At 55.2% G+C, this 13263-nt stretch carries 15 protein-coding genes; 12 read left to right on the top strand and 3 right to left on the bottom strand.

Annotated features, from left to right (window positions below; genetic code table 11):
* Positions 1–65: 65 nt before the first annotated feature.
* Positions 66–758 carry a DinB family protein gene (locus tag EH198_RS07165; protein ID WP_124694853.1) on the bottom strand — a complete coding sequence of 231 codons (693 nt, stop codon included), beginning with the start codon at positions 756–758 and terminating at the stop codon, positions 66–68.
* Positions 759–999: 241 nt separating this feature from the next.
* Between EH198_RS07165 and EH198_RS07160 the strand changes: the two genes are divergently transcribed.
* The 12 genes from EH198_RS07160 (at position 1000) to EH198_RS07105 (ending at position 11761) form a co-directional block, all read left to right on the top strand.
* The gene (locus EH198_RS07160) at positions 1000–1956 is read left to right on the top strand and encodes an AAA family ATPase (RefSeq protein WP_124694852.1); all 957 of its coding nucleotides are present in this window, start codon (positions 1000–1002) and stop codon (positions 1954–1956) included.
* 1 nt (position 1957) lies between these two features.
* Positions 1958–3199 (top strand): DUF58 domain-containing protein, encoded by a 1242-nt coding sequence (locus EH198_RS07155; RefSeq protein ID WP_124694851.1) that lies wholly within the window; start codon positions 1958–1960, stop codon positions 3197–3199.
* Positions 3196–5427, top strand: a complete 2232-nt coding sequence (locus EH198_RS07150; RefSeq protein ID WP_124694850.1) for a transglutaminase TgpA family protein — start codon at positions 3196–3198, stop codon at positions 5425–5427. Before EH198_RS07155 ends, EH198_RS07150 begins: the two co-directional genes overlap by 4 nt.
* Before the next feature lie 90 nt (positions 5428–5517).
* Positions 5518–6045: a YqeG family HAD IIIA-type phosphatase gene (locus EH198_RS07145; protein WP_124694849.1), complete on the top strand. Its 528-nt coding sequence runs from the start codon at positions 5518–5520 to the stop codon at positions 6043–6045.
* Entirely contained in the window at positions 6042–7169 is a 1128-nt protein-coding gene (yqeH, locus tag EH198_RS07140) for a ribosome biogenesis GTPase YqeH (RefSeq protein ID WP_124694848.1), read from the top strand. The genes EH198_RS07145 and yqeH overlap by 4 nt, the downstream gene beginning before the upstream one ends.
* Before the next feature lie 16 nt (positions 7170–7185).
* Positions 7186–8061, top strand: a complete 876-nt coding sequence (locus EH198_RS07135; protein ID WP_124694847.1) for a shikimate dehydrogenase — start codon at positions 7186–7188, stop codon at positions 8059–8061.
* 72 nt (positions 8062–8133) lie between these two features.
* Positions 8134–8427, top strand: coding sequence for a ribosome assembly RNA-binding protein YhbY (yhbY, locus tag EH198_RS07130; RefSeq protein WP_124694889.1), 294 nt, complete (start codon positions 8134–8136; stop codon positions 8425–8427).
* A gap of 103 nt (positions 8428–8530) precedes the next feature.
* Positions 8531–9133, top strand: coding sequence for a nicotinate-nucleotide adenylyltransferase (locus tag EH198_RS07125; protein ID WP_124694846.1), 603 nt, complete (start codon positions 8531–8533; stop codon positions 9131–9133).
* Positions 9105–9683 (top strand): bis(5'-nucleosyl)-tetraphosphatase (symmetrical) YqeK, encoded by a 579-nt coding sequence (yqeK, locus tag EH198_RS07120; RefSeq protein WP_124694845.1) that lies wholly within the window; start codon positions 9105–9107, stop codon positions 9681–9683. Before EH198_RS07125 ends, yqeK begins: the two co-directional genes overlap by 29 nt.
* A complete protein-coding gene (gene rsfS / locus EH198_RS07115) occupies positions 9680–10027 on the top strand; it encodes a ribosome silencing factor (protein ID WP_124694844.1) in 348 nt (115 codons plus the stop codon). The genes yqeK and rsfS overlap by 4 nt, the downstream gene beginning before the upstream one ends.
* Entirely contained in the window at positions 10024–10962 is a 939-nt protein-coding gene (locus tag EH198_RS07110) for a CvfB family protein (protein WP_124694843.1), read from the top strand. The genes rsfS and EH198_RS07110 overlap by 4 nt, the downstream gene beginning before the upstream one ends.
* A gap of 28 nt (positions 10963–10990) precedes the next feature.
* Positions 10991–11761: a class I SAM-dependent DNA methyltransferase gene (locus EH198_RS07105; protein ID WP_124694842.1), complete on the top strand. Its 771-nt coding sequence runs from the start codon at positions 10991–10993 to the stop codon at positions 11759–11761.
* Between the two features lie 200 nt (positions 11762–11961).
* Here EH198_RS07105 and EH198_RS07100 read toward each other — a convergent pair whose 3' ends face one another.
* Entirely contained in the window at positions 11962–12120 is a 159-nt protein-coding gene (locus tag EH198_RS07100; RefSeq protein WP_124694841.1) for an asparagine synthase, read from the bottom strand.
* 84 nt (positions 12121–12204) lie between these two features.
* Positions 12205–13161 (bottom strand): ArsR/SmtB family transcription factor, encoded by a 957-nt coding sequence (locus EH198_RS07095; RefSeq protein WP_124694840.1) that lies wholly within the window; start codon positions 13159–13161, stop codon positions 12205–12207.
* Between the last annotated feature and the right edge of the window lie 102 nt (positions 13162–13263).

Genomic DNA, 13263 nt, shown 5'->3' with positions numbered 1-13263 from the left:
CGCCGGACATGGCTTCCGGCGGGTTGTTTTTTATCTAAGGGTGTACCAGCAACGTTCCTCGCCGATCACCGGCGCCGCTGCAGCTTGCTTTTGATCCGCAACGCCTTGTTAAGATGAACGAAGTTATGCCGTGTCGCAGGCATCAGCATCAAGCCGCCTATCGTTTTGCCGCTCCAGTATTTCGCCAGCCAGTCCGATTTTTCCGTAACCGCGCCTTGCTCCCGAACAGCCATGATCCGGCCCGCATCCACCTTCCGTCTGAACTGTCCCGGCTCCAGCGGAGCTATGATCTCCTGCGTTCTCCGCCCGACGGCCCGCCGGTAAGCAAGCAGACCTTCGATTGAAATTTCCTCGCTCAGCTTGGCCATCTCCGCTTCGGTCATTTCGTTGCCGGAATGGGAGAACGGGATATTCAGACTCTGAAACATCCCGTCCGTATCCAGGACCTGTCCCGTGCCGGCAACAAGCATGTTCATGGTGATATCCTCCACCCTGGCGCTGTGCCACAGATGCCAAACGATTGAATTCCGCGTATCGGGGGATTTTACCGGATAATGCCTCAGTTCTTCTTCCCGGGTTCCCTTAAGAATCAGTTCCCCATAATCCGCAGTTCCGTCCACATCCCCGTGAGCCGCATACAGCAGGGCATGCTGCCGCAGCAGCAGAGCTACCGCTTCCTTATGCTCCTGAGGAATAAGAATCATGGCCGTCATCCGTTTGTGATCTTCATTCCATGTCTTGCGCTGTTCCGCGTTCATACCGAACCCCCAACCTTGATGGAATCTTGTCAATGGAAGGATTCTTTCAATTTATTGGGAATCCTGCTTCAAAGAACGAAATATTTGGGGCGCGGGCAGGCTTATTCCTGCTCAAACAGAAAATACGTATATATGTACGCGTTTTCTTCGTTTCGGGAGCCCTGCCGAATGTACTTTGCCCCTCTTAATCATGTAAAATAGTAAGCATACCATTTATCCTGACATAGGAGGTTTACTATATATGCCCGTACGCCAAGAATCGATGCATACCGTAAATGCTGTCCGCGCCAATTTGGAATCCTGTATTCTCGGAAAAACGTTTGAAATAGAGCTGCTGCTGACGGCACTGCTTGCAGGCGGCCATGTCCTGATCGAGGATGTGCCGGGAACGGGCAAAACTCAGCTGATTCGCGCGCTTGCAAGATCCATCTCCGGCGACTACCGCCGGATTCAGTGCAATCCCGACATTCTGCCGAGCGATATTACCGGTGTCTCGGTGTATCATCCCAGGGACGAGATGTTCCACTTCCGTCCGGGGCCGGTAATGACCAATATTTTGCTCGCCGACGAAATTAACCGGGCTACCACGAAGACGCAGTCCGCGCTGCTTGAGGTTATGGAGGAGCGCAATGTGACGGTGGACGGCGAGACCTACGAGCTTCCGCATCCGTTCATGCTGTGCGCCACGCAGAACCCGATCGATTTCGAAGGCACCTACACGCTGCCGGAAGCGCAGCTCGACCGCTTCATGCTGCGGATCAGCCTCGGCTACCCCGATGCGGCCACGGAGAGAAACCTGCTTCTGACCCACCAGGAGGGCCAGCCCGTGGACAGGCTCCAGCCGGTTGCGGGAATGGAGCAGATCGCCTCCATCCAACAGGAAATCCGCGAAGTCTATATCAGCGAGCCGGTTCTCGGCTATCTGCTCGACATCGTCCGCGGAACGAGAGAGCATCCGCTGGTTATGCTCGGGGCGAGCCCCCGCGCCGCGCTGTCTTTTATGATGGCATGCAAAGCCTATGCCTTTCTGCATCAGCGCGATTATGTGCTGCCGGATGATGTGAAGTCGCTGACGCCTTATACGCTCGGCCACCGCATTCTGCTCCGACCCGAATCCCGATTGGACAGCGTCAGCTCGGATACTCTCCTGGCTAATCTTCTGCAGAGCATTCAGGTGCCTGTTACGATGAGGCAATAGTATGAGACGCTATTTGTCCGCAGCCGCCGTGAGGCTTCCGGCGAAGCTGGCCGGCATCTTCGCGGTTTGGTGTGTTACTCTGCTGTATGTGCTGTTTCAAGGCGGCAAAACGTCGTTTATGCTGTTCACTATGGTATCGGTGCTGCTGGCGTATTTGCTCGCCGGCGGGTTTGCCGGAGTGCGAAGAGCGCGGGGCGCCCGTTCCCTGTCCGGCGATGGAGACAAGCTGGATGTGCTGCATGCGGGCGGGCATCTGCGGGTCAAGCTCGAAATTGCGCTTCCGGGCTTTTTGCCCCTGCCCTTTATCATTGTCCGCGAAATGCTCAAAAGGCATAACGGAGAGTCGTGGGTCTTCGAGGAGAGCGTTGTTCCGAACTTCAGGGGGCGGGGAGAGCTCAAGTTCCAAACGCCTCCTTTGGAACGCGGCCGTTATACTTTTTCCGATACGGAGGTTGCCAGCGAGGATATTTTCGGGCTGGTCGAGTACAGAGGAACCTTTCTGGCTCAGGGACAGTTCAGGGTGCTGCCGCGCATCGTCCATATCCCCAGATGGATGATGTATGAACGGAATTCCCGTCTTTCCGGACCCCAGGCTTCGCTGTCCCCGTCCCGCCGGGAGACGACGCAAATCAACGGCGTCCGCGATTACGTCTACGGCGACCGCATGAGCCGGATTCACTGGAATGCGACAGCCAAGACGGGAGCATGGAAATCCAAAGAGTTTGAACATGAATCCTTGCCCAAAACGATGCTTATTCTCGACGGAACCTCATCCGCTTATTCCTCATCCGCGCAATTTGAGCTTGCCGTGTCTACGGCGGCTTCGCTTCTCGGCTACGGCATCCGGGAACGGATCGGCATCGGAATGTGCTGCCTCGACAGGAACACCAAAGTGTTCGCTCCCGCCGAAAGCGGGACGGAGAGGCAGAAGATGGTCCAGTACCTCATTGACATCAACGGAGAGGGGAAAGGGCCGCTTGTTCCGAGACTGGAAAAGAGCAGCCGGATGTTTCCCAAAGGCGCCTATTTCGTATTGATCAGCCCGCAGACCGGCGAGAATGTGCTTAGAACCCTGCGCTGGGCCGAGGGCATGGGAATGACTCCCTGCCATATTCAAGTCCAGAATCCGCCCGGTATGCGCCGCGGCGACTGGCAGGATGAACTGCAATCCCACGGCGTCATCGGGTACAAGGTGAGCGCGCTTCATGAGCTGCCGGGCGCGCTGGGAGGGAACTGGGGATGAAGAACTGGTGGAACCTTCTGAAATCGTCATGGCATCATTCCTTAAGTCTGCTTTGGATATTAATCATAGCGCTTCAGTGGCTTTCCTTTACTGATCCGATCTGGCTGCAGCAGACAAGCGCCGCAGTGCTGATTTCGCTAGCGATAGCGGCGGGTATTGAAATTCTGCTTCCGTTTTCCGTCTTCTACCGGATTTTACTTGAAGCGGCCGCTGTTCTGTACACCGTATACCGGACCGTTCAATATTACGGCCTTTTCATCCCTTATCCTTTGGATTCGCTCGGCGAACGGCTGCCCGGAATATTTTCGCAGATGACGCCGTATCTCTGGTTCGCGCTGGTTGCCTGGGCCCTTATGCTGTCGGCCTCTCTCCTGGTGACGACCAAGAGCCGCATTCTGCTGTTTATCGGGATGAATATCGCCGCTTTCGCGGCGCTGGATTCGTTCACGCCTTCGGTGCTGTGGCAGGAAGTCGCATGGACGGTGTTCGCCGGGCTGGGCTGGCTTGTCAGCAATCATTTGAAGAGCTTTCAGCGGCGCTATCCACGAAGCTGGAAGTATCTGCTCGATTATCCGCTGAAAATAGCGGTCAATATCGCCGTTATTTTTGCGCTGGTCATTCTTACCGGCGTCAATGCGCCGACGGTTAAGCCTACGCTGACCGATCCTTATACAGCCTGGAGGGAGTGGAACGGGACCGGTGCGCCGCAAAATAAAACCGCCGCAAAGGCCGGAACCGGAACAAGCGGCACGGGGGCGGCAGGAACGGCTTCCGGCTACAGTCTCAATGATTCCAATCTCGGAGGCGGCTTCGCCTTCGATTACTCTCCCGTGATGTCGGTCACTTCGGATTCGCGCATTTATATGCGCGGAGAGACGAGAAGCGTCTACTCCGGCAGAGGCTGGAGCGACAATATCCGCAGCAGACAAAGCGGCCTGGAGCCGGCGGAGGCGGGACAGACCCTGGAGAACGACTATGCCGCTGCCACCGAGACCCAGGAGGTGCAATACACCGTCCGGATGCTGGGCAACAACCGGTATCCGGTGCTGTTTGGTGCCTATTCTATTTCCAAGATCGAATCGATCGACGGGGGGAAAGAGGCGCAAGGTATATTGTGGCGAAGCCGGGACGGAGAACTGGTCATTGACCAGTCAAGCTCTGCCGCGTACCCCAAAACGTATGTGCTGACTTCCGAGCTGCCCGTCGTTCCGGTCGAAGAGCTGAGCTCCAAGACGTCCTCTGAGCTGTACGGCGGAAAGGATATTTCTGATCAGTTCCTGCAGCTTCCGGACAATTTCCCTGAAAATGTGCGAAGGCTGGCTGAGGAAGTTACGGCAACTGCGCAGACTCCGTATGAAAAGACGCTGCTTCTGCAACAATACTTACAACAAACGTTTCCTTATACGAATGAACCCGACCTTTCCCGCAAAAAAAGCAGGGATTTTGTGGAAAGCTTTCTGTTTGAGATTAAAGAGGGGTACTGCGATTATTATTCCACCGCTCTCGTGACCATGGCCCGTTCGCTGAATATTCCGGCCCGCTGGGTCAAAGGCTATGCGCCCGGCGAGCAGGCCCAGCTTCCCGACAGCCTTGCGCTGCGGCCTGGGCAGACTGTTAACAATAACTACACGATCACAAATGCCGACGCCCATTCCTGGGCCGAGGTATACTTCGGGGACTACGGGTGGATTCCGGTGGAGGCGACACCCGGCTTCAATGCTCCAATGCTGACGCAAAGCGAGTCCGATCCGGAGCCGGAGGCTTCCGAGCCTCCCGGCGGGAACACGCAGAATCCAGAGCAGGCTGCCGGTCAGGACGCTAATGAGAACAGCTTGTCCGCAGGAACGTGGACCGTTGCCGCAGCAGCCGTCATCGTTGCGGGTTGGGCGGCGTACCTGATGTGGAATCACCGGTTCAATCTTCGCTTCCTGCTGCAGCGAATGCGCAGCGGACGGCCGCTGACTCCGGCCGAGAAGATCGTGGCCGAGACGGAGCGCTGGGTCGCGTTTATGCGCCGAAAAGGCTTTGCCAGAGAGAAGCATGAGACGCTCAGGGAGTCGGTCTTCCGCTGGAGCGGCGAGCGTCCCGGAGCTTCGGCTGCGCTTGCGGCGCTGCTCGGCTGGTTCGAGAAGGCGAAGTACAGCCCGGAAGTAATTGAAGACAAAGATTGGCAGTCGGTGTATACTGAAGCTTTGCGGCTGCGTAAAAATCTGATGCGGGCGAATTGAGTACAGGCGGCGTGGATTTCCCCGTCCAACAATCATTTCCGAAGCGTAAAGATTATGATATAGTTTGTCGTATGAAATCGAGGTGAACGTATGTTTGAAATGCTTGTCCCCAGACTGCGGGTGAATACGGTGTTCGATATTGATCTCGAGTCTCTGTATTCGAAGGGTTACCGGGGCATCATTACCGATCTAGACAACACGCTGGTGGGCGCCAAGGCGCCACTGGCCACGCCGGAGCTGCTGAAGTGGTTCGAGAAGGTGAAGCAGTTCGGCTTTAAGCTGGTGATCGTATCCAACAATAATATGGACCGCGTTTCGCGGTTTGCGACGCCGCTGAACATCGAATTCGTCCATGGAGCGCGCAAGCCAACCAACGCGCCCTTCCGCAAGGCTATGAAGCTGATGGACCTTGCGCCGGAGAGCACGATCGTGGTCGGCGACCAAATGCTGACGGATGTATACGGAGGCAACCGCCTGGGACTGTATACCGTCCTGGTTCTGCCGATTTCTCCGGAGGACGAGGGAATTGGCACACGCATCAACCGCCGTGTGGAACGGATCGCGCTGACCAGATTGCGCAAACAAGGATTGTGGCATGAGGAGGAACAACACGAATGAACGAACAGATCGAACCGCAGCGTCCCGTCAGCTGCAGCGGCTGCGGCGTTAAACTGCAGACGGACAACCGGGACCGGCCCGGATACCTGCCGGAGGCGGCTTATGACCGGGAGCCCGTCGTTTGCCAGCGGTGCTTCCGCATCAAAAATTATAACGAGGTCTCCTCGGTTTCCGTAGATCAGGACGAGTTTCTTCGCCTTCTCTCCGGCATCGGAGAGAAGAACGCGCTTGTCGTCCACATCGTCGATCTGTTCGACTTTGAGGGCAGTCTGATTTCGGGACTGCAGCGGTTCGTCGGCAGCAATCCGGTCATTCTGGCCGTGAACAAATGCGATTTGCTGCCAAAGGTGACCAACTGGAACAAGCTGCGCAACTGGGTCCAGCAGCGCAGCAAAGAGCTTGGACTGAAGACGGAAGAAATCGTGCTCTGCAGCGCCAAGCGCGGACAAGGCTTCGACCGGCTGCTGGCTTCGGTGTCTTCGCTGCGCGGCCGCCGCGATGTTTTTGTTGTGGGCGCGACCAATGTAGGCAAGTCCACGCTGATCAACCGGCTCATCTCGGACTATAGCGATCTGGAGCAGGAATTGACGACGTCCCGGTATCCCGGCACGACGCTTGACAGTGTCAAGATTCCTCTTGACGACGGTCATTACATCATCGACACACCGGGGATCGTCTATCCGTGGCGCTACAGCGAGTTGGTTGAGCGGCGGGATTTGGACGCGGTTATGCCCGCGAAGCCGCTAAAACCGGCGGTGTACCAGCTGAACGCGGGACAGACGCTCTTTTTCGGCGGGTTGGGCCGGTTTGATTTCGTGCAGGGCGAGCATCAATCGTTCACCTGCTTCATCAGCGGCAGCTTGAATATTCATCGTACCAAACTGGAGCGGGCAGACGACCTGTACCGGGATCACCGCGGCGAAATGCTGTCCCCCCCGGCAAAAGACGATGTCGATAAACTTCCCTCCTGGCAGCGGCATGAATTCAGAATTGCCAGAGGTAGCCGCAGCGATGTATTTATTTCCGGTCTTGGCTGGATAAAAATGAACGGAACCGAAGGCGCGGTTGTGGCTGTCCATGTCCCGCGGGGCGTGAAAGTGCTGGTTCGCCCTTCGCTGATTTAATTGAAGGAGGACGCTCATGACAGTTACAGCTGCCGCCTGGCCTTCGCCAAGCGGAAATATTCTATTGGGGGTTATAGGCTCCCCCATTTCACATTCCAAATCGCCGGTTATGCATACCGCAGGCCTGAACGCGCTCGGAATCCAAGGGGCCTATGTGCCTTTACATGTAGCTCAAGGTAAAGTGGGAGAGACGATCCAGGCGATTCGTACACTGAATTTCCGGGGCATCAACGTGACTCTTCCGCATAAATTGGCGGTCATCGAACACCTCGACAGAGTGGACCGGGCTGCGGAAGCCATCGGCGCCGTCAACACCATTGTTAACGACAACGGCATTTTGACCGGCTACAATACAGATGGAATCGGGTATGTGCGTTCGCTGAAATCGGAGGCGGTCTCCGAGCTTTCCGGACGGAGAATTATGATTATCGGCGCGGGCGGCGCGTCAAGAGGCATCGTCGACGCGCTGCTTCAGGAAAACCCTTCAGCGGTGATTATAGTGAACCGCGACGAGGAGAAGGCGAAACGGCTTGCGGAAGACTGGAAGAGCCGCGGCGATATCAAGGGCATAGGCTTGGATCAGATCGGGCGCTACATCGTCGGTACGGACATATTGATTAACACGACTTCGGTAGGGATGCATCCCCATACCGGCGATATGCCGATAGATCCGGATATCATTCCGGAGGGAATCGTCGTCAGCGATCTGATCTACAACCCGCTTCATACCCGTCTGCTGCTGGAAAGCCGCAGCAGACGGGGCTGCACCATTCACGGAGGCGTGGGCATGTTCATCTATCAGGGAGCTTACGCTCTGGAATACTGGACCGGAATGCCCGCTCCGGTCGACGTGATGCGCGAGGCGCTGCTGAACAGTCTCGGCGCCTTATGAAGCGGGAAGAAGCAAATAAAATACGGTATTTTCGGGTAATAATAGTTGATAAATAAGGAGTATGCATACATGATGTTAACCGGCAAACAAAAGCGCTATCTTCGCTCGCTTGCCCATCACCTCGATCCTGTGTTTCAGGTCGGGAAGGGCGGCGTTAACGAGCATCTGATCCGTCATATCGAGGAGGCAATTGAAAAGCGCGAGCTGATGAAAATCAGCGTGCTGAACAACTGCGCCGAGGATCCGAAGGAGATAGGCGCAGAGCTTGCGGAGCAGTCCGGCTCCGAGCTTGTACAGGTCATAGGCAAGACGATCATCCTGTACAAGGAATCCCGCGACAACAAAACAATCGAACTGCCTCGATGACGCCAGGCGTCTGAATAAGCGGGTGTGACTTGACCTTGTTTTTTAGGCAGGTGTCTGTTAACAAGGCCGTCGCAAGGAGGCAATTTTGCAAGGAGGTGGGGGCGTGAAGGTCGGCATTATGGGCGGCACCTTCGATCCCATTCATATCGGCCATATGCTGGCTGCGGAGACGGCCAGGGATGCCTTCGGGCTGGAACAGGTATGGTTTATGCCTTCGCATATCCCGCCGCATAAGCATGCTGCAGGCGCTTCCGGCCGAGAAAGGTTGGAGCTGGTGCGTGAGGCGATCAAGAACGACGAATCTTTCCGCATCCTCGATTGGGAGATTGTGCGCGGAGGAGTATCGTATACGATTGAAACGGTTCGGCTGCTGCAGGAGCGTTATCCGTCCGATGATTTTTACTTTATTATCGGTGCGGATATGGTGCGGTATTTGCCTAAATGGAGAGAAATCGACGAACTGGCACGCCGGCTTTTCTTCATCGGAGTGGGCAGGCCGGGGGTTCCCCTTGACCTTGAGCGACTCCCCGTTCATATCGCCGAGAGGGTGCTGCTGGCGGACATGCCGATGGTCGATATCTCTTCCACGATGATTCGGGAGCGGGCCTCAGGCGGAAAATCGATCCGGTATATGGTGCCGGAAGCGGTATACGACTACGTGCAAAGGGGGAATTTGTATGGAGTACAGCCGCGAAGCGTTGATTAAATCGGTATCCACGCAGATGCCGGAGAAACGCTGGAAGCATACGCTGGGCGTTATGGAAACGGCGGTAAAGCTGGCCAAAAAGTATGGCGGAGATCCGGAGCGCGCCGAGCAGGCGGCGACTTTGCATGATGTTGCGAAATATTGGCCGGTCGAACGGCAGCGCGGGATTATTGAGCAAAACCATCTTTCGCCGGAACTGCTGTCCTATGACAAGCAGCTGTGGCATGCGGAGGTGGGGGCCTTCGTCGCGGAGACGGAGTATGGCATCAAGGATGCGGAAGTGCTTGACGCCATCCGCTATCATACCTCGGGCCGGGAAGGCATGACCCTGATGGACAAAATCGTCTGTCTGGCCGATTACATCGAGCCGGGCCGCGATTTTCCAGGCGTTGACCGTATACGCAAGCTGGCGAAATCCAGTCTGGAGGCCGGGCTTGTCGCTGGATTCGATTCCACGATCAGCCTGCTGCTGGAGAAACGGAAGATTGTGTTTCCGCTTACGGTAATGGCAAGAAACGATCTAGTAAGAGTATTGGAGGAAAATGAATGACCATACAATCCCAAGAACTGCTGCGGCTCGCGCTGAATGCGGTCGAAGATAAAAAAGCGATGAACGTCGTTGCCCTCGATTTGCGCGGCATTTCGTTGATCAGCGATTTTTTCATTATTTGTCACGGTAATTCCGACACCCAGGTGCAAGCTATCGCTACCGAGGTTCGCAAAGTTGCCCAGGAAGCCGGAGCCTTGATCCGGGGAATCGAAGGAATGGATTCCGCGCGCTGGGTGCTGATGGATTTGGGCGATGTGGTCGTCCATATCTTCCACCGGGACGAGCGCGAATATTATAATATCGAGCGTCTGTGGTCCGACGCGAAGGTAGTGGAACACGTATGAGCCTGATCGCCGGAACGATCATGACGCTGGAAGTGGCGCGGGAAGTTTCTCCTTACGGTTATTTTTTGAACGCAGGCGACCAGGATGTGTTGCTGCATTACACGGAGCTTACGGAAAAAATTAAGCCGGGCGACCACATCGAAGTATTCCTGTTCTTCGATACTGAAGACCGCCTCGCGGCGACGATGAAGAAACCGTATCTTACGCTCGGCGAGCTGGCCCTGCTGGAAGTGGCGGACGTTCACCCCCGGCTGGGATGCTTCTTGGAAATGGGGCTTGGCCGCCAGCTGCTTCTGCCTATCCGCGAGCTTCCTGAACTGAAGGAGCTGCATCCCCAGGTAGGCGACCGTGTATTCGTCATTATGGAGCATGACAAACAGGGGCGGCTGCGGGCCAAGCTTGCGGGCGAACAGGAGCTTGCTCCGCTGACATTCCCGGCGCCTACGAGCTGGAAGGGCCAGTGGATGAAGGCCCGGGTGTACAAGCCGCTTCAAATGGGCACTTTCGTCATTGTGGACGGAGGCATTCTGGGGTTTGGGGCCATCGGTATGATCCATTCCTCCGAGCGGCCGAGGCTGCTTCGTTTGGGAGAGGAGTTTGAAGCTCGGGTAGCTCACATCCGGGAGGACGGGCGAATCAATCTGTCCATGGCCCAGCGCAAAGAAGTGGGAATGGATATCGACTCCGAGAAAATTCTGGAGTTCCTGAAGAACCGCCCGGGCGGAGGAATGCCCTATTCGGATTCGACGCCTCCGGATATCATCAAGCAGCGTTTCGGAATCAGCAAGGCAGCGTTCAAGCGCGCGCTGGGCAAGCTGATGAAGGAAGGCCTCATCACCCAGAAGGAGAGCTGGACGTATCTGGTACAGGCAGAGAAGACCGATCCGGCTTCCGGTAAACAGAGCGGCGAAAGCCGCGGAAACTCTGCCGAATAAGACAGCAATGGAAAGAGCGGTGTGGTGAGTGTCCTCCTATGGAAAATTTGCTTATGTCTACGATGAATTGATGGCCGATATGCCGTATCCGCAGTGGCTAGCCTTTGCCGAGACCGCCTGGGAGCGACTGGGGAAGCCGAAGACCGTGGCCGAGCTGGGCTGCGGCACCGGCAGCCTCACGATTCCGCTGGCCGAGGCGGGATATCATATGACGGGAGTTGACCTTTCATCCGATATGCTTGCCGTGGCGCGGCAGAAGATGGAGGAACACCCCCGCGGCCGCCGGTTTATACGGAAGGGAAGCGTGCAGTGGATCAGACAGGACATGAGGGAATGGGAGCTGCCGGAACCGGTGGATTCCGTGATTTCCTTTTGCGATAGTCTGAATTATGTATTGGAAGAGAACGGGATCGCGTCGGTCTTCAAACGCACTTACGATGGATTGAAGCCGGGCGGCAGCTTTCTGTTCGATGTGCATCATCCGAACACGCTGATCAGCTATGCGGAGGAGCAGCCTTTTGTGATGGAGGAGTCTTCCGTATCGTACATTTGGACCTGTGAGCTGGATGCGCCGAGACGGGAGATTGAGCATCATTTATCCATCTTCGTGAGCGAAGAGCCGGGGAGCGACCGGTATCGCCGGTTTGAGGAAGTGCATATTCAACGGGCGTATGATCCGGAGTGGATGGCAGAAGAGCTGCGGAGAGCCGGCTTCAGCCAGGTGCGGGTGTATGCCGATTTTAAATGGATTTCTGCCGGAAATAATGCGCAGCGGCTGTTCTATGTGGCTGTGAAGTAACGGTTACGGACAATTTGACAATGTTTTCTTTAGCGGTTTTTTTCCCGGTCGGGAGAGGAACCGCTTGTTGTCGTTGGTTAAGGAAGCAACCTAACCGACCTGGAAGAGGAATCCGAATCTGCCGAGGATATAGCGGATCAAAAAAGGGATATCCCGCGAAGCGCCGAAACGCAGCGGAATATCCCGTCTTCCAAAGCCTTTTACCGGTGCTCGATCAGGTCGATGGCGCCAAGAACAACATGCGCGAGACCAAAGCCAAGTACGCCTGTGGCAACCAGCTTATACTTGGTTCCAAGAAAAGCGGCCCCAGAAGCGGATACTACGGTTCCAAGAACGGTGGGAATCAAACCTTCGCGCATTTGAAACACTCCTTCTCGTTGGGTTTGGCAGACGAATGTTAGTATGCGCGCGGAGCGGCATAAATATGCGACAAATCCAAATCGTTATTCCGTTTCAGCTCGGCTAATACCGAGTTTAATCTCTTTGACCTCGTGGACATCATACAGCACACGGGCGAGAAGATCCTGGCTGTAATTGCCGAAATGCTTGCCGTATATCGTAAGCCCGCGCTTGTTGACCGGCTTGTCGGTAACGGCGATGCGGAAGGTCAGCTCGCTTTTGTAATCGAGCTTGATATCGCCCAGAGTGACATTCGAACTGCGGCAGCCGTCGATAAAGCTTCCTTCATGGTTGATGCGGATCAGCTTCAGCATTCCGTATTGATTCAAATGAGGCGGCCACCAATCGGGGTTGAACGTGCCCCGTACATCGCCGAAATCGCCCGGACTGGTCCAGAAGCCGAGTTCGACGCCGTTCAGATAAAAATAAATGTCCGAAGGATAATTATTGGAGTACCCGGGGGCTTCCGATCCCAGCTCGAGCGAGAATTGAATCTCGCGGAAAGTCTGGTTGGCTTTCAAATAATTTGGAATCCGGTACTCCAGAAAGCCGTCGGCCATCCAGACGATCTCTGCATGTATCCGCTGCGGATCGGCAAAATAACGGGGCTCATCAAAATCTCCGATAATACTGTCCTTGGTCGCCAGACCGCAGGTTGGAGCGGCAGCATAATTGCTATAGTGACCCGCCTGTATCTCGACCTCATACATATAGTCGGCTTCCTTGCTGCGGAGATCGACCATCAGCCGGTCCTTGTTCAAATAACATACCTTTTGGATGCCATGCTTGCCAACCGAGGTATTGATTTTAATTAAACCGCTTTCTTCCAACTTTTTAATATGCATGGTGATTGCGCCGTTGCTCAGATTCAGCCGTTTGGCGATTTCATTAAGATTCAGTACCTGGTTGGAGGCCAGCATCTCCAGAATTTGGATCCGAATTTCGGAGCTCAGCGCTTTGAAGATATCAAGGCCGCTCATTAAATCTTTAATGTAGATCATGTTAGCTTCCTTCTCCCAGTGGCTTTGTGAAATCAATATTTTAAATCATTATAACTAATTTCGGCAAAATAATATAACGAGGCTGTCCCGAGTGTCATCATG

Origin of the sequence: Paenibacillus rhizophilus (assembly GCF_003854965.1) — a bacterium.
In the GTDB taxonomy this organism is placed as follows: domain Bacteria; phylum Bacillota; class Bacilli; order Paenibacillales; family Paenibacillaceae; genus Paenibacillus_AQ; species Paenibacillus_AQ rhizophilus.
This window is presented reverse-complemented; position numbering and strand designations above follow the sequence as displayed.